The organism is Streptomyces sp. TE5632 (assembly GCF_054061295.1).
Genome location: NZ_JBSSEA010000003.1, coordinates 4,388,535 through 4,405,020 on the forward strand (window position 1 = coordinate 4,388,535; position 16,486 = coordinate 4,405,020).

Below are 16,486 nucleotides of genomic sequence, written 5' to 3' on the forward strand. Positions count from 1 at the left end.
ACAGGTATACGACTCTCGACTAGTCTACGTTTCAGACGAGGGTGGCGTTACAACGGCTCTACCAGGCCTCGGTACCCTCTCACCGGTGACAAGTGACGTGCCCTTACCCATGAGGGCCCCATCTGAAATTCAGCGAGGAGCGAACCGCGTGACCGCCGAGACGTCCGTGCCGTCCACAGCGCTGCTGGCAGGAGCAGACCGGGACGGTTCCAACTACACCGCGCGGCACCTGCTCGTCCTCGAGGGGCTCGAGGCCGTGCGGAAACGCCCCGGGATGTACATCGGATCGACCGACAGCCGCGGTCTGATGCACTGCCTGTGGGAGATCATCGACAACTCGGTGGACGAGGCCCTCGGGGGCCACTGCGACCATATCGAGGTGGTCCTCCACGACGACGGTTCGGTGGAGGTCCGGGACAACGGCCGCGGAATCCCGGTCGACGTGGAACCCAAGACCGGCCTCTCCGGTGTCGAGGTCGTCATGACCAAGCTGCACGCCGGCGGCAAGTTCGGCGGCGGCTCGTACGCCGCGTCCGGCGGACTGCACGGCGTCGGCGCGTCCGTCGTCAACGCGCTGTCCGCGCGGCTGGACGTCGAGGTGGACCGCGGCGGGCACACCCACGCGATCAGTTTCCGCCGAGGGGTCCCCGGCGCCTTCGCCACCGCGGGCCCCGACGCGAAGTTCGAGGCCGGGAGCGGACTGCGCAAGGCCAAGAAGATCCCGAAGACCCGCAGCGGCACCCGCGTGCGCTACTGGGCCGACCGCCAGATCTTCCTCAAGGACGCCAAGCTCACCCTGGAGACCCTGCACCAGCGTGCCCGCCAGACCGCTTTCCTGGTGCCCGGCCTGACCATCGTCGTCCGTGACGAGTACGGGCTCGGCGACGGCGACAGCAAAGGTGAGGAGTCCTTCCGCTTCGACGGAGGCATCAGCGAGTTCTGCGAGTTCCTGGCCACCGACAAGGCCATCTGCGACACCCTCCGCTTCACGGGCCAGGGCACCTTCAAGGAGACGGTCCCGGTTCTGGACGAGCACGGCCAGATGACACCCACCGAGATGACCCGGGAACTCGGTGTAGACGTCGCGATGCGCTGGGGGACCGGCTACGACACGACGCTCCGGTCGTTCGTCAACATCATTGCCACCCCCAAGGGGGGCACCCATGTCGCCGGTTTCGAGCAGGCCGTCGCCAAGACCGTGAACGAGGTGCTGCGCACGAAGAAGCTACTGCGCGTGGCCGAGGACGACATCGTCAAGGACGACGCCCTGGAAGGCCTCACGGCCGTCGTCACCGTCCGCCTGGCCGAGCCGCAGTTCGAGGGCCAGACCAAGGAGGTCCTCGGCACCTCGGCGGCCCGCCGCATCGTGAACACGGTGATCTCCCGGGAGCTCAAGGCCTTCCTGACCTCCACCAAGCGCGACGACGCCCAGCAGGCCCGGGTCGTTCTGGAGAAGGCCGTCGCTGCCGCCCGCACCCGTATCGCCGCCCGCCAGCACAAGGACGCCCAGCGCCGCAAGACCGCGCTGGAAACCTCCTCCCTGCCCGCCAAGCTGGCCGACTGCCGCAGTGACGACGTCGAGCGCAGTGAGCTGTTCATCGTCGAGGGGGACTCCGCGCTCGGTACGGCCAAGCTCGCCCGGAACTCCGAGTTCCAGGCGCTGCTGCCGATCCGCGGCAAGATCCTCAACGTTCAGAAGTCGTCCGTGACGGACATGCTGAAGAACGCGGAGTGCGGTGCGATCATCCAGGTCATAGGGGCTGGATCGGGACGGACCTTCGACATCGACGCGGCCCGCTACGGCAAGATCATCATGATGACCGACGCCGATGTGGACGGCTCCCACATCCGTACCCTGCTCCTGACGTTGTTCCACCGCTACATGCGGCCCATGGTCGAGTCCGGCCGGGTGTTCGCCGCGGTGCCGCCGCTGCACCGCATCGAACTCGTCCAGCCCAAGAAGGGGCAGGAGAAGTACGTCTACACGTACTCGGACCGCGAACTGCGCGACAAGCTGATGGACTTCCAGGCCAAGGGCATCCGCTACAAGGACTCGATCCAGCGCTACAAGGGCCTCGGCGAGATGGACGCCGACCAGTTGGCCGAGACGACCATGGACCCGCGTCACCGCACCCTGCGCCGGATCAACCTCACCGATCTGGAGTCCGCCGAGCAGGTCTTCGATCTGCTCATGGGCAACGACGTCGCTCCGCGCAAGGAGTTCATCTCCAACTCGGCGGCGACGCTCGACCGGTCGCGCATCGACGCATAGCGGGCACACCGTCACCTGATGGGGTGAAGTGGAACGGGAAGAAGAGTCGGGGATCTTCCCGTTCTGTCCATCCTTGGGCATGCAGCAAAGCAATGATCGTCCCCACCCGGGTGGAGGCGGTCCCGCAGACGTGGGTTACGACGATCCCTGGTACGACGCCCTCGCCTCGGGCTGGGGTGAGTCGGCCGGCACCGGAGCGCCGACGGCGGTGCACCCGGCGCTTCCGGCGGTGAGGCCGGCGGCGGAACCGGCGGCACGCAGGCAGGAGGGGGTCGCGGACACGGCCGACGTGTACCTCCAGGTGCAGCGCAGCGCGGCGTTCCAGGAAGTGCGCAGCCGCTACCGGAGGTTCGTGGTTCCGGCGGTCGTCGTCTTCTGCGCCTGGTACGTGGCGTACGTCGTCACCGCCACGGCCGCGCCGGACCTCATGGCCCGACCGGTGGCCGGCGCCGTGAACGTGGGGCTGCTCGCCGGGCTCGGCCAGTTCCTGACCACCTTCCTGCTCACCTGGGCCTACACACGGCACGCGCGGCTGCGCAGGGACCGGGCAGCGTTGGAACTCCGCTGGGACACTCAGGAGTTGGCGCGGGAGCGGGGCGGTGCCTCGTGACGAAGGATCACCAGGCGCTGGCGCTGGTGCTGTTCAGCGCGTTCGTCGCGGTCACGTTGGGCATCACCACCTGGGTGAGCCGCAGGCGGCAGGGATCGGCCGAGGAGTTCTACGCCGGTGGCCGGCTCTTCTCACCGATGGAGAATGGTTTTGCCATCGCGGGCGACTACATGTCGGCCGCCTCCTTCCTCGGCATCTCCGGGCTGATCGCGCTCTTCGGCTACGACGGGATGCTGTACTCGGTGGGCTTCCTGGTGGCCTGGCTCGTGGTCCTGTTCCTGGTCGCGGAACTGGTGCGCAACTGCGGGCGGTTCACCCTCGCCGACGTGGTGGCGGCACGGATGCGGGAACGGCCCGTGCGGATCGCCGCGGGAACGTCGTCGGTCACCGTGTCCGTTCTGTATCTGGTGGCGCAGATGGTGGGTGCGGGCAGCCTGGTCGCGCTGCTGCTCGGCGGCCGGAGCGAGGCGGCGCAAGCCTGGACCGTGGTCGGGGTCGGCACGCTCATGGTGGTCTACGTCTCGATGGGAGGGATGCGGGCCACCACCTGGATCCAGATCGTCAAGGCGGTCCTCCTGCTCGGCGGCACCATCGCGCTGACCGTCCTCGTCCTGTTCCGGTTCCACGGCGACTTCAACCGCCTGCTGCTCACGGCGGCCGAGCGCAGCGGTCACGGGGAGGCGTTCCTGGCCCCCGGGCTCGCCTACGGCGGCGACTGGACCTCCCGGTTCGACTTCGTCAGTCTGGGGCTCGCCCTGGTGCTGGGTACGGCGGGGCTGCCGCACATCCTGTCCCGCTTCTACACCGTCCCGACCGCGCGGGCGGCACGGCGCTCGGTCGTCTGGTCGATCGGGCTCATCGGCGGGTTCTACCTGATGACGATCGTCCTCGGGTTCGGCGCGGCCGCCGTCGTCGGCCCGGACGCCGTGCGCGGGTCCAACGCGGCCGGAAACACGGCGGTTCCCCTGCTGGCGCTCGACCTCGGCGGCGGCGCCGACTCCACCGGTGGAACAGTTCTGTTCGCGATCGTCGCAGCGGTCGCCTTCGCCACGATCCTCGCCGTCGTCGCCGGGATCACGCTCGCCTCCTCGGCGTCCGTCGCCCACGACCTGTACGCGTCCCTGCGCCGCCGCGGAAAGCCGCACAGTGAGGTGACCGTGGCCCGGGTGGCCGCCGTCGGCATCGGCGTGCTCGCGATCGCGCTCGGCCTGCTGGCCCGCGACCTCAACGTCGCCTTCCTCGTCGGGCTGGCCTTCGCCGTGGCCGCCTCCGCCAACCTGCCCGTGCTGCTCTACTCCCTGTTCTGGCGGGGGTTCACCACCAGTGGTGCCGTGTGGGCCGTCTACGGCGGCCTGATCCCGGCCGTGGTGCTGGTGCTGCTGTCCCCGGTGGTCTCCGGCAGCCCCGACTCCCTGTTCCCCGGTGTCGATTTCCAGCTCTTCCCGCTCCAGAACCCCGGTCTGGTCTCCATCCCGCTGGGCTTCCTGGCGGGCTGGCTCGGCACGGTCACCTCGGCCGAGGCCCCCGACGAGGCCAAGCACGCGGAGACCGAGGTACGGTCGCTGACCGGCGCGGGGGCGGTGTGACGCCCGGGCGCCGGGGCCTCCCGCGCCGTCAGGCGCGGCCCGTCCACACGTAACGGTGCTCCGGGCGGCCCGCGTCGCCGTACTTGAGGGTCAGCGTGGCCCGTCCCGTGCGCTCCAGGAGCTTGAGATAGCGCTGCGCGGTCTGGCGGCTCACCCCTGTGCGGTCGGCGAGCTCCTGGGCCGACAGCGGTCCGCCGGCGTTCATCAGGCTCTGGCGTACCAGTTCCGTGGTGGTGGGGGAGTGCCCCTTGGGCAGACCGGGCTCCGCCGACGCCGACAGGGCGCCGAAGATGCGGTCCACTTCGGCCTGTTCCGCCTCGCCGCCGCCGTCCAGGGTGCGGCGCAGTTCCGCGTAGGCCTCCAGCTTGGCGCGCAGCCCGGCGAAGGCGAACGGCTTGACCAGGTACTGCAGTGCGCCCTGCCGCATCGCCGCCTGTACGGTGGACACGTCGCGTGCCGCCGTCACCATGATCACGTCGGTCTGGTGGCCGCGCCCGCGCATCTCCTGGAGGATTTCGAGGCCCGTCCGGTCGGGCAGGTAGTGGTCCAGGAGCACCAGGTCCAGCCGGGGGAGCGTCTCCAGCAGGGTGAGCGCCTCGGCCGCACTGTGCGCCTCACCGGCCACGTGGAAACCGGGCACCTTCTCGACGTAGGCGGCGTTGACGTGTGCGACCCGGACGTCGTCGTCCACGACCAGGACCTCGATCATCACGGCTCCTCCTTGGTGGTCTGCGGGACGGACACGGGGACGGACACGGGGACGGGCGCCCCGGTGAGGGCGGCCGGCGGGCCCGGCTCGGTCAGTGCCTCGGGCAGGACCACGGTGAACTCCGCGCCCCCGCCGTCCGCCTCGTCCACGGTCGCGGTGCCACCCTGGCGTTCGGCGAGCCGGCGGACGAGGGAGAGCCCGATGCCCCGCTCGCGGTGGTCCGGCGGCTCCTTGGTGGACCAGCCCTCAGTGAAGATCAACTCGCGTTGCTCCGCGGGAATTCCAGGCCCGGTGTCGCGTACGCCGAGCACCGCCGTACGTCCCTCGGCGCACAGTTCGACCTCCACGCGCGCGTGCGGTGCGCCCGCGACGGCGTCGAGCGCGTTGTCCACCAGGTTCCCGACGATGGTGACCAGGCCCCTGGGGTCGATCAGCCGGTCCGGCAGCCGTGTCCGGTCCGAGATCCACAGGGCCACGCCCCGCTCGGCCGCGACCGTCGCCTTGCCCACCAGCAGGGCGGCGAGCAGCGGGTCGCGGATCTTCTCGGTGACCTGCTCCGCCGTCGCCCGGTGATCGCCGACGACCTCGCCGACGAACTCCACGGCGTCGTCGTACATCTCGAGTTCGAGCAGTCCGAGCAGGGTGTGCATGCGGTTGGCGTGCTCGTGGTCCTGGGCGCGCAGCGCGTCGATCAGCCCGTGCGTGGAGTCCAGTTCCCGGCCGAGCCGGTCCAGCTCCGTACGGTCGCGGAGGGTGGCCACGGCGCCGCCGTCGCCGGTCGGCATACGGTTGGCGACCAGGACGCGCTGCCCGCGGACGGTGAGCAGGTCGGTGCCGGTCACCCGGCCGGTCAGCACGTCGGCCGTCCGGCCCGTGCCGAGCGCCTCGTCGGGGGAGCGGCCCACGGCCTCGTCACCGAGGTCCAGCAGCCGCCGGGCCTCGTCGTTGAGGAGGCGGACACGGCCGGTGCGGTCGAGGGCGACGACGCCCTCCCGGATGCCGTGCAGCATCGCCTCGCGTTCCGCGAGCAGCGCCGCGATGTCGGAGAAGGCCAGGTCCCTGGTCTGCCGCTGCACCCGCCGGGAGACGAGCCAGGCCGCGAGCGCGCCCACGGCCAGCGCCCCGCCCGCGTACGCGAAGAGCCCCGGGATCGCGTGGATCAGCCGGGCCCGGACACTGTCGTAGGCGATGCCGACCGAGACCGCCCCGATGATCTCGCCGTCGCCGTCGCGCAGCGGGACCTTGCCGCGTGCGGAGCGCCCCAGCGTGCCGTTGTCGATCTCCATGACCTCACGCCCCGCCAGGGCCTCGCCGGGATCGGTCGAGACCGGGGCGCCGATCCTGCGGGGGTCGGTGTGCGACCAGCGCACGCCCCGGCGGTCCAGCACCACCACGTACTCGGCGCCGGTGGCCTTCCGGATCCGTTCCGCCTCCCGCTGCACCGGTCCGTCCGGCGTGGGCGACGTGCTCCGCAGGTCCCGCGCGATCTGTGACTGCTGGGCGGTGGTCTGGGCGATGGCGAGCGCGCGGCGCATCGCCTGGTCGTCCAGCTGGGCACCGAGGGGCGCGAGGAACAGCCCGGTCGCGAGCACCGCGACTCCCGCGGCGATCGCCAGCTGCATCAGCAGGACCTGCGAGAAGACCCGCCGCGGCAGGCCGAGACGCAGGCGGCGGGCGAGGGGAGTGGCGCGCATGTCCATGACGGTACGTGGGCGGGCGCCGGGGAGTGCGCGGATGTGGCACGGATCGCCCCGCGCCTGCGAGGAGGGGCGTCGTCCGTGCGAGGAGGGGCCGTCGTCCGTGAACAATCGCGCGCGGCCGGTCAGCTCGCGAGTGCCGTCACGGTCACCTCGCGCACCGCCACCACGTCCATCCGCGCGGGTGAGCCCAGCACCGACGTCCCGCAGCTCTCCGCGCGGGGCGGCAGGGACGTGCCCTGCGCCACCTCCACCCGCCACCGACGCCCGTCGGCGTGCGCGACGAGCACCTGCCAGCGCGGTGCCGCGCCGTCCGTCCGTACGACGGTCAGTGCCCCGGCGGCGTACTCGCCCACCTCGGTACGCACGGCCAGCTCGGCCGCCTGGCCGGGGCGCTCCCAGGCGGAGTTCCCGCGGCACCCCTCCACGACGATCCGGCCCTCCCGCGCGCCGTGCAGCGCCTCCTTGACGGCATGCGCCCCGGCCCTGCCGTACGCGTAGCCGTGGGGCAGCACGAGCACCGTCGGTGCGAACCGGTGTCCGCCCAGATGGGTGACCTCCCAGACGCCCTGTACCCCGGAGGCGGTGAGTTCGGCCGCCAGGGGCCGTCCGAGGAGCGCGCAGCAGCGATCGCGTTTGCCGTTGGTGCAGACGAGGGCGAGCGGGTCCCCGTCGTGCGGCCGTCCGCCGAGCGCCGCGTCGAAGGTGTCGCTCTGCCCCCTGCCGAGAGCGGCGAAGTCGAGGTCGAGCAGCCGCTCGGGGTCCGTGGTCGCGGCGGCGTGCAGCCACGTGTTTCCCGGAACGGTGTGGGCCCCGTACACCCGGCGGGTGGCGGGCGTCCGGGGGTCGGCGTGTCGTCCCGGGCGCCGGATGAGGGCGATCCGCACCCCGGTGCCCTTCGTGGCTGCCTCCAGGGCGCGGCCCAGAGCGGGGTCGAGGTGGCTCGACGTGAGCGCCTTGGCGCCCCATGGGCCGGGCTGCTCCAGCAGGAGCCAGGTCCTCGCGGTGGCCGCGGTTCCCGCGACGGGCTCGTCGAGCCGGCGGGACACGGTTGAGCACGTACTCACAGAGGTGAGCCTAACCTGAGTTGTTCCGAGGCGGCTTTCCGGCTCACGGGTACCCCGTTCCGGCGGCGGCACGAGTCGGTCGGCCGCGCATATCCTGGCGGATCAGTCGGTTCGCGGACATACGCCGAGGCGTGAGCCGGTGTACGCGAGCGTGTGAGATGTGAGAGGGGTCGCGGAGTGGAGCGCAGCAGCGGTCGGCAGATTCCGGTCGTCGTCCTGGCCGGGTTTCTCGGATCCGGAAAGACCACCCTGCTCAACCATCTCCTCCACCACAGCGGCGGCAGCCGTATCGGGGCCGTCGTCAACGACTTCGGTGCCATCGAGATCGACGCCATGGCCGTGGCCGGCGCGCTCGGCGACTCGACCCTCTCGCTCGGAAACGGATGTCTGTGCTGCGCCGTCGACGGCAGTGAGCTGGACGTCTATCTCGAGCGACTGGCACGGCCGTCCGCCGGGATCGACGTCATCGTCATCGAGGCCAGCGGTCTCGCCGAGCCGCAGGAGCTCGTACGGATGGTGCTCGCCAGCGAGCACCCCGGCATCGTGTACGGCGGGCTCGTCGAGGTCGTGGACGCCGCCGAGTTCGCGCGGACACGCGCCGGGCACCCCGAGATCGACCGGCATCTCGGCCTGGCCGATCTGGTCGTCGTGAACAAACTCGACCGGGCGGCGGACGCGGAGCGCGTGCTCGACGTCGTGCGGTCGCTCGTCGACCGCGCCGCCGTCGTTCCCGCCACACACGGCCGTGTCGATCCGGAGTTCCTCTTCGACTGCAGGCCCAGTGAGGAACGCCTCGGGCAGCTCTCCTTCGACGACCTGCCCCGGCACGACCCCGCCGACGCCGACGAGCACACCGGGCACCTGCACGCCGCGTACGACAGCCTGTCCTTCGCCTCCGCCGCGCCCCTCGACCCCCGGCGGCTGATCCGGTTCCTCGACAGCCGGCCGGAAGGGCTCTACCGGATCAAGGGGTACATCGACTTCGGGCCGTACGACACCGGGAACCGGTACGCCGTGCATGCCGTCGGCCGGTTCCTGCGGTTCTACCCGGAAGCCTGGCCGGCCGGCGCGGAGCGGCTGACGCAGCTGGTGCTCATCGGGACCGGCATCGACGCCGCCACGCTCCGCAAGGAGCTGGAGGCCTGCGTCGCCGGCGCCCCGCACGCCGACGCCCCGCACATCGACGAGCAGGGCATGTGGGGCGTTCTGCGCTATGTGCAGGAGCCCGACGACCAGCGGGGTTAGCGCACCCCGCCGGTGCCGGTCGGCGGGGTCAGGACGGTCCCGCCACCACCGCCACCGTTTTCGGCAGGGGCACTCCCGAGCCGTCGCGGCGCGGGTCGGGTGCCGGCAGGTCGACCGGAGCGCCGTTCTTCTGTGAGGCGCGGGCCGGAGCGGGACCGGCCCAGGCCAGGGACAGGCAGTCCTCGCCCTTGAGGAACCGCTGGCAGCGCACTCCGCCGGTGGCCCGGCCCTTGCGCGGATACTGGTCGAACGGTGTCAGCTTGGCCGTCGTCTGGACGGAGTCGTCCAGCGTGCCGCGTGAGCCAGCGACCGTGAACACCACCGCGTCCGCCGCCGGATCGACCGCCGTGAAGACGATGACCTTCGCGCCCTCCGCGAGCTTGATGCCCGCCACACCGCCGGCGGGACGGCCCTGCGGACGGACCTGCGAGGCCTGATAACGCAGCAGTTGCGCGTCGTCCGTGATGAAGACCAGGTCCTCCTCGCCCGTGCGCAGTTCGACGGCGCCGACGATCCGGTCGCCCTCCTTGAGCGTGATGACCTCCAACTCCTCCTTGTTGGAGGGGTAGTCGGGCACCACCCGCTTGACGACGCCCTGTTCCGTGCCGAGAGCGAGGCCCGGCGACGACTCGTCGAGCGTCGTCAGACAGATCACCCGCTCACCGTCCTCCAGGGAGACGAACTCCGAAATCGGCGCTCCACCCGAGAGGTTCGGGGTCGGCATCGACTCCGGCAGCTGTGGGAGGTCGATGACGTTCACCCGCAGCAGACGCCCCGCCGAGGTGACCACCCCCACCTCGCCCCGGGCGGTGGCCGGCACCGCCGAGAGAATCATGTCGTGCTTGACCCGCTTGGCGTGCGCGCCCTTGGGGAACGGCTCCGCGTTCGCCGTACGGGCGAGCAGGCCCGTGTCCGACAGCAGCACCCGGCACGGGTCGTCCGCCACCTGAAGCGGCACGGCGGCGACCGGGGTGGCGGACGAGTCCAGCAGGACCGTACGACGATCGTTACCGAACTTCTTGGCCACCGCGGCCAGTTCGGCCGAGACCAGCTTGCGCAGCTCCGCGTCCGACTCCAGGATGCGGGTCAGCTCCTCGATCTCCTTGTTCAACCGCTCCTGCTCCGTCTCCAGTTCGATGCGGTCGAACTTGGTGAGGCGGCGCAGGGGGGTGTCCAGGATGTACTGCGTCTGGATGTCGCTCAGGGAGAAGCGCTCCATCAGACGCTGCTTCGCCTGCGCGGAGTTCTCGCTGGAGCGGATGAGGCGGATGACCTCGTCGATGTCCACCAGGGCGGTGAGCAGGCCCTCGACCAGGTGCAGACGGTCGCGCCGCTTGCCGCGGCGGAACTCCGAGCGGCGGCGTACGACCTCGAAGCGGTGGTCGAGATAGACCTCGAGCAGTTCCTTGAGGCCCAGGGTGAGCGGCTGGCCGTCCACCAGGGCCACGTTGTTGATGCCGAAGGACTCCTCCATGGGCGTCAGCTTGTACAGCTGCTCCAGGACCGCCTCCGGCACGAAGCCGTTCTTGATCTCGACGACCAGGCGAAGACCGTGCGCGCGGTCGGTGAGGTCCTTGACGTCGGCGATGCCCATGAGCTTCTTCGAGCCGACCAGGTCCTTGATCTTGGAGATCACCTTCTCCGGGCCGACCGTGAACGGCAGCTCGGTGATGACCAGGCCCTTCCTGCGGGCCGTCACGTCCTCCACGGTGACCGTCGCGCGGATCTTGAAGGTGCCGCGGCCCTTCTCGTACGCGTCCCGGATGCCCGGGAGGCCGACGATCCTGCCGCCGGTGGGCAGGTCGGGGCCCGGGACGTGCTTCATCAGGGCGTCGAGGTCCGCGTTCGGGTGCCGGATCAGGTGCCGGGCGGCCGCGATCACCTCGCGGAGGTTGTGCGGCGGCATGTTGGTGGCCATGCCGACCGCGATGCCCGACGCCCCGTTCACCAGGAGGTTCGGGAACGCGGCGGGCAGGGTCACCGGCTCCTGCTCCTGGCCGTCGTAGTTGGGCGCGAAGTCGACCGTGTCCTCGTCGATGGACTCGGTCATCAGGCTCGTGGCCTCGGTCATCCGGCTCTCGGTGTACCGCATGGCGGCCGGCGGGTCGTCGTTGCCCAGGGAGCCGAAGTTGCCGTGGCCGTCGACCAGCGGGACCCGCATCGAGAACGGCTGCGCCATGCGCACCAGGGCGTCGTAGATCGACGCGTCGCCGTGCGGGTGCAGCTTGCCCATGACCTCGCCGACCACGCGTGCGCACTTCACATAGCCGCGGTCGGGGCGCAGGCCCATCTCGTTCATCTGGTAGACGATGCGGCGGTGCACCGGCTTCATGCCGTCGCGCGCGTCCGGCAGGGCGCGGGAGTAGATGACCGAGTACGCGTACTCGAGAAAGGAGCCCTGCATCTCGTCGACGACGTCGATGTCGAGGATCCGCTCCTCGTACGAGTCGTCGGGCGGCGGGGTCTTCGTGCTGCGGCGGGCCATCGCTGCCGGCTCCTTGCTGAAGCGTGGGACGGTATCTGACGCGGACCATTGTGGACCGCCGCACCGACAACCGGGACCAGGACCCCGCTGCGGCCCCCTGTCGGAGGCCGGGGCCGGTGGCGCGAGCAGAGTACGCGCCCGCGCCGTCGGCGCCGCGGGCGGGCCGGGGCCTCGGCCGGCGGAGGGGCGCAGCGCAGGGGGAGACCCCACACGCCACACGGGCCACGTCCGCGTCCTCCCGCCCCACCCGGAACCCGCGGTTCTCGCTCTGGGCGAACCCGGTCCCCGTCCGGGAACTCCGTCGGTGCCCCGGACGCTTGCATACAGTGGCAGGACCGGCACAAACGGCGGATGCGACGACCGCCTCCGCGATCGAAGGGACGTACATGCCCATGGGTCACACGGCCACAGCCCAGGCAGGCTCCGGCGGCCTGACAGCGACCGAGCACCGTTTGGCCAACGGCCTGCGCGTGGTGCTCTCCGAGGACCACCTGACCCCTGTCGCGGCGGTGTGCCTCTGGTACGACGTCGGCTCGCGCCACGAAGTCAAGGGACGCACCGGCCTGGCTCACCTTTTCGAGCACCTGATGTTCCAGGGGTCCGGGCAGGTGAAGGGCAACGGTCACTTCGAGCTGGTCCAGGGCGCCGGAGGCTCGCTCAACGGCACCACCAGCTTCGAGCGGACCAACTACTTCGAGACCATGCCGGCCCACCAGTTGGAGCTCGCCCTCTGGCTCGAGGCCGACCGCATGGGCTCCCTGCTGGCCGCCCTGGACGAGGAGTCCATGGAGAACCAGCGGGACGTCGTCAAGAACGAGCGCCGCCAGCGCTACGACAACGTCCCCTACGGCACGGCCTTCGAGAAGCTGACCGCCCTCGCCTTCCCGGACGGTCACCCGTACCACCACACGCCCATCGGCTCGATGGCGGACCTGGACGCGGCCACCCTGGAGGACGCCCGCGCCTTCTTCCGCACGTACTACGCGCCGAACAACGCCGTGCTCTCCGTCGTCGGTGACATCGACCCGGAGCAGACGCTCGCCTGGATCGAGAAGTACTTCGGCTCCATCCCCTCCCACGACGGCAAGCCCGAGCCCCGTGACGGCTCGCTGCCCGAGATCATCGGCGAGGAGCTGCGTGAGCTCGTCGAGGAGGAGGTCCCCGCGCGTGCGCTGATGGCCGCCTACCGGCTGCCCGAGGACGGCACGCGCGCGAGCGACGCCGCGGACCTGGCGCTCACCGTCCTCGGCGGCGGCGAGTCCTCCCGGCTCTACAACCGGCTGGTGCGCCGGGACCGTACGGCCGTGGCGGCCGGATTCGGCCTGCTCCGGCTGGCCGGGGCGCCCTCCCTGGGCTGGCTGGACGTGAAGGCGTCCGGCGATGTGGAGGTGCCGGCCATCGAGGCGGCGATCGACGAGGAGCTCACCCGGTTCGCCGAGGAGGGCCCCACGGCCGAGGAGATGGAGCGCGCCCAGGCCCAGTTGGAGCGCGAGTGGCTGGACCGGCTCAGCACCGTCGCCGGCCGGGCCGACGAACTGTGCCGGTACGCCGTCCTGTTCGGCGACCCGCAGCTCGCCCTGACCGCCGTCGGGCGCATCCTCGACGTGACCGCCGAGGACGTCCGGGAGGTCGCCGAGGCCCGTCTGCGCCCGGACAACCGCGCGGTGCTCGTCTACGAGCCCGTCGCCCCCGAGGCCGGGGAGTCCGAAGAAGCAGCGGCCGCCGGCACCGAAGAAGCCGCGGCCGCCGGCACCGACGAGAACGAGGAGACGGCGAAGTGACCGAGCTTGCCACGATGGACTTCCACCCCCAGCCGCAGGCGGGCGAGGCCAAGCCCTGGGCCTTCCCGGCCCCCGAGCGCACCACGCTCGGCAACGGTCTGACGGTCCTGCGCTGCCACCGCCCCGGCCAGCAGATCGTCGCGGTCGAGGTGCTGCTCGACGCGCCCCTGGAGGCCGAGCCCGACGGTCTCGACGGGATCGCCACGATCATGGCGAGGGCGTTCTCCGAGGGCACCGACAAGCACTCCGCCGAGGAGTTCGCCGCCGAACTGGAGCGCTGCGGCGCCACCCTGGACGCCTACGCGGACCACCCCGGCGTGCGCCTGAGCCTCGAGGTGCCGGCCTCACGGCTCGCCAAGGGGCTCGGGCTGCTCGCCGACGCCCTCAGGGCGCCCGCGTTCGCCGACAGCGAGGTCGAACGCCTCGTCCGCAACCGTCTCGACGAGATCCCGCACGAGCTGGCCAACCCCTCCCGTCGTGCCGCCAAGGAACTCTCCAAGGAACTGTTCCCGGCGACTTCGCGGATGTCCCGCCCGCGGCAGGGCACTGAGGAGACGGTGGCCGGCATCGACTCGTCGGCCGTACGCGCCTTCCACGAGAAGCACGTCCGTCCCGCGACCGCCACCGCGGTGGTCGTCGGTGACCTCACCGGCATCGACCTGGACGAGCTGCTCGGTAACACCCTCGGCTCCTGGACCGGATCGGCCGCCGAGCCGCGGCCCGTTCCGCCGATCGTCGCCGACGACACCGGCCGGGTCGTGATCGTGGACCGCCCCGGCGCCGTGCAGACGCAGCTGCTGATCGGCCGGGTCGGAGCGGACCGGCACGACCGCGTGTGGCCCGCGCAGGTGCTCGGCACCTACTGCCTCGGCGGCACCCTCACCTCCCGCCTGGACCGCGTCCTGCGCGAGGAGAAGGGCTACACCTACGGCGTACGGTCGTTCGGCCAGGTCCTGAGGTCCGCGCCCCCTTCTTCCTCCGGAGGGGCCACGGGCGCGGCCATGCTCGCCATCAGCGGCTCCGTCGACACCCCGAACACCGGGCCCGCGCTCGAGGACCTGTGGACGGTGCTGCGCACGCTCGCCGCGGAGGGCCTCACCGACGCCGAGCGTGACGTCGCCGTGCAGAACCTGGTGGGGGTCGCGCCGCTCAAGTACGAGACCGCCTCGGCCGTCGCCGGCACCCTGGCCGACCAGGTGGAGCAGCACCTGGCCGACGACTACCAGGCCGAGCTGTACCGCCGGCTCGCCGCCACCGGCACCGTGGAGGCCACCGCGGCCGTGGTGAACGCCTTCCCGGTGGACCGCCTGGTGACCGTCCTGGTCGGCGACGCGGCGCAGATCAAGGCGCCCGTCGAGGCGCTCGGCATCGGCGAGGTCACGGTCGTGCCCGCCGAGTAGCCGGCGCACGCAAGCGGAGCGCACGCGCGTACGGGCCCTGGTGACACGAAAGTCACCAGGGCCCGCCTATGGCCGAATTGGGGTGGAGCGGGTCTGTATGCCCTGTGGGATGCGCTACAGAAGACGGGATCCGTTTGGGAATTGAAAGATGCCCCGCTTAGCGTCATCCGGGCTGTTCGTCGGGCAGTGCGCCGCACCCGCGGCACCGGACAGCCATCGCCGAGTCCCCGCACGGCGCGAGCCAGGGGAGCCGGGGGCCCGGTCGTGCAGTCCCTGAGGTGAATCGGACGCCCGCGCCTGTCGCGAGGGGCCCGTGGGAGACCTTCCTGCTCCGAACCTTCCCCCAGTGCCTGAACGGCCTGGGGGACCCCCACCGCTGACCCGGTAGGCGAGAGGGAAGGAAAGGATCACCCACTGCATGGCGTTCACACGCGCCACCGGGAAGCATCGTCGTCCCGGCCGCATGCACCGCGGCACCGCCAGGGCGGCGGGCGTCGCGGCCCTCACCACCACCGGCGTGGTCGGCTCCCTCGCGCCCTCGGCGCTCGCCGCCGGACCCGCCGCGCAGCAGACCGGCCTGACCCCCGTCATCGCCATGGGTGACGAGGTCGCCGCCCAGATCGACGCCCAGGCGGCCGCCCAGCACGAGGCCGCGCGGGAAGCGGCTCAGGCCGCCGCGCGCGAGGCCGCGGAGGAGGCCGCGCGGGAGAGGGCGGCGGAGGAGGCCGAGGAGGCCCGCGAAGCCGAGGAGCGTGCCGCGCGGGAGGCCGAGCGCAAGCGCCTCAACACCTTCGTGTCCCCGATCGCGGGTTCCCACGTCTCGACCGGTTACCTGTCCGGCGGCGCCGTCTGGTCCTCCGGCAGCCACACCGGCGTCGACTTCCACGCCGCGAGCGGTACCCCCGTGCTCTCGGTCGGCGCGGGCACCGTCGTGGAGGCCGGCTGGGGCGGCGCCTACGGCAACCAGGTCGTCATCAAGATGCACGACGGCACCTACACCCAGTACGGCCACCTGTCGGCCGTCGCCGTCTCGGTGGGACAGCAGGTCACCCCGGGACAGCGGATCGGCGCCTCCGGTGCCACCGGCAACGTCACCGGCGCGCATCTGCACTTCGAGGCCCGTACGACCGCCGAGTACGGCTCCGACATCGACCCGGTCGCCTACCTCCGCGCGCACGGCGTGAACCTCTGACCCGAGGCACCCGAGGACGGAGCCGCGCCGCCCGGAAAGGGTGGCGCGGCTCCACTCGCTGCCGGAGAACCCGGAGGACCTGTCGGTCAGACGGTCTCGGGGAGCTCCTCGAGGCCCTCGGAGACCAGCTTCGCCAGCCGGTCCAGGGCGGCGTCGGCGCCCTCGGCGTCGGAAGCGAGGACGATCTCCTCGCCGCCCTGGGCGCCCAGGCCCAGAACGGCCAGCATGGAGGCCGCGTTGACGGGGTTGCCGTCAGCCTTGGCGATCGTCACCGGGACGCCTGCGGCCGTGGCGGCTCGGACGAAGATGGAGGCGGGACGGGCGTGGAGGCCCTCGGCCCAGCCGACGTTGACGCGGCGCTCAGCCATGTGTTGCTGCCCTTCGGTGTTCAGGTTGTCTAGACCAGTTTCCCATATCGGGAACCACACCGGGAGCGGAACGT

General features: G+C 71.4%; 12 protein-coding genes. 7 read left to right on the plus strand and 5 right to left on the minus strand.

Annotated features, from left to right (window positions below; genetic code table 11):
• Positions 1–148 precede the first annotated feature (148 nt).
• The 3 genes from ACVW19_RS25260 to ACVW19_RS25270 all read left to right on the plus strand — a co-directional run bounded on the left by ACVW19_RS25260 (position 149) and on the right by ACVW19_RS25270 (position 4,468).
• Positions 149–2,272, plus strand: coding sequence for a DNA gyrase/topoisomerase IV subunit B (locus ACVW19_RS25260; RefSeq protein WP_457461998.1), 2,124 nt, complete (start codon positions 149–151; stop codon positions 2,270–2,272).
• Between the two features lie 79 nt (positions 2,273–2,351).
• Entirely contained in the window at positions 2,352–2,882 is a 531-nt protein-coding gene (locus ACVW19_RS25265; RefSeq protein ID WP_457462000.1) for a DUF485 domain-containing protein, read from the plus strand.
• On the plus strand, positions 2,879–4,468 hold the full coding sequence (locus ACVW19_RS25270; protein ID WP_457462002.1) for a solute symporter family protein: 1,590 nt from the start codon (positions 2,879–2,881) through the stop codon (positions 4,466–4,468). Before ACVW19_RS25265 ends, ACVW19_RS25270 begins: the two co-directional genes overlap by 4 nt.
• Positions 4,469–4,496: 28 nt before the next feature.
• Here ACVW19_RS25270 and ACVW19_RS25275 read toward each other — a convergent pair whose 3' ends face one another.
• The 3 genes from ACVW19_RS25275 to ACVW19_RS25285 form a co-directional block, all read right to left on the minus strand.
• Positions 4,497–5,177, minus strand: coding sequence for a response regulator (locus ACVW19_RS25275; RefSeq protein WP_457464778.1), 681 nt, complete (start codon positions 5,175–5,177; stop codon positions 4,497–4,499).
• Complete coding sequence (locus tag ACVW19_RS25280; protein WP_457462004.1) at positions 5,177–6,871, minus strand: sensor histidine kinase; 1,695 nt, start codon at positions 6,869–6,871, stop codon at positions 5,177–5,179. Before ACVW19_RS25280 ends, ACVW19_RS25275 begins: the two co-directional genes overlap by 1 nt.
• 128 nt (positions 6,872–6,999) lie before the next feature.
• Positions 7,000–7,941, minus strand: coding sequence for a sucrase ferredoxin (locus ACVW19_RS25285; protein WP_457462005.1), 942 nt, complete (start codon positions 7,939–7,941; stop codon positions 7,000–7,002).
• A gap of 177 nt (positions 7,942–8,118) precedes the next feature.
• Between ACVW19_RS25285 and ACVW19_RS25290 the strand changes: the two genes are divergently transcribed.
• Positions 8,119–9,186 (plus strand): CobW family GTP-binding protein, encoded by a 1,068-nt coding sequence (locus ACVW19_RS25290; protein ID WP_457462007.1) that lies wholly within the window; start codon positions 8,119–8,121, stop codon positions 9,184–9,186.
• Positions 9,187–9,214: 28 nt separating this feature from the next.
• Here ACVW19_RS25290 and ACVW19_RS25295 read toward each other — a convergent pair whose 3' ends face one another.
• Positions 9,215–11,671 carry a DNA gyrase/topoisomerase IV subunit A gene (locus ACVW19_RS25295; RefSeq protein WP_457462009.1) on the minus strand — a complete coding sequence of 819 codons (2,457 nt, stop codon included), beginning with the start codon at positions 11,669–11,671 and terminating at the stop codon, positions 9,215–9,217.
• A 392-nt stretch (positions 11,672–12,063) separates the two neighbouring features.
• Here ACVW19_RS25295 and ACVW19_RS25300 point away from each other — a divergent pair, with 392 nt between their 5' ends.
• The 3 genes from ACVW19_RS25300 to ACVW19_RS25310 all read left to right on the plus strand — a co-directional run bounded on the left by ACVW19_RS25300 (position 12,064) and on the right by ACVW19_RS25310 (position 16,044).
• On the plus strand, positions 12,064–13,452 hold the full coding sequence (locus ACVW19_RS25300) for a M16 family metallopeptidase (RefSeq protein WP_457464780.1): 1,389 nt from the start codon (positions 12,064–12,066) through the stop codon (positions 13,450–13,452).
• The gene (locus tag ACVW19_RS25305) at positions 13,449–14,852 is read left to right on the plus strand and encodes a M16 family metallopeptidase (RefSeq protein ID WP_457462011.1); all 1,404 of its coding nucleotides are present in this window, start codon (positions 13,449–13,451) and stop codon (positions 14,850–14,852) included. The genes ACVW19_RS25300 and ACVW19_RS25305 overlap by 4 nt, the downstream gene beginning before the upstream one ends.
• 418 nt (positions 14,853–15,270) lie before the next feature.
• Positions 15,271–16,044 carry a M23 family metallopeptidase gene (locus ACVW19_RS25310; protein WP_457462013.1) on the plus strand — a complete coding sequence of 258 codons (774 nt, stop codon included), beginning with the start codon at positions 15,271–15,273 and terminating at the stop codon, positions 16,042–16,044.
• Between the two features lie 86 nt (positions 16,045–16,130).
• Here the strand turns inward: ACVW19_RS25310 and ACVW19_RS25315 are convergent, their stop codons facing one another.
• Entirely contained in the window at positions 16,131–16,412 is a 282-nt protein-coding gene (locus ACVW19_RS25315; protein WP_003993478.1) for an HPr family phosphocarrier protein, read from the minus strand.
• Positions 16,413–16,486: the final 74 nt, after the last annotated feature.

Bases quoted from the DNA above. Each gene is read 5' to 3' on its own strand.
- ACVW19_RS25265 (WP_457462000.1), top strand. From the start codon at position 2,352: ATGCAGCAAAGCAATGATCGTCCCCACCCGGGTGGAGGCGGTCCCGCA.
- ACVW19_RS25275 (WP_457464778.1), bottom strand. From the start codon at position 5,177: ATGATCGAGGTCCTGGTCGTGGACGACGACGTCCGGGTCGCACACGTC.
- ACVW19_RS25280 (WP_457462004.1), bottom strand. From the start codon at position 6,871: ATGCGCGCCACTCCCCTCGCCCGCCGCCTGCGTCTCGGCCTGCCGCGG.
- ACVW19_RS25295 (WP_457462009.1), bottom strand. From the start codon at position 11,671: ATGGCCCGCCGCAGCACGAAGACCCCGCCGCCCGACGACTCGTACGAG.
- ACVW19_RS25300 (WP_457464780.1), top strand. From the start codon at position 12,064: ATGGGTCACACGGCCACAGCCCAGGCAGGCTCCGGCGGCCTGACAGCG.
- ACVW19_RS25310 (WP_457462013.1), top strand. From the start codon at position 15,271: ATGGCGTTCACACGCGCCACCGGGAAGCATCGTCGTCCCGGCCGCATG.
- ACVW19_RS25315 (WP_003993478.1), bottom strand. From the start codon at position 16,412: ATGGCTGAGCGCCGCGTCAACGTCGGCTGGGCCGAGGGCCTCCACGCC.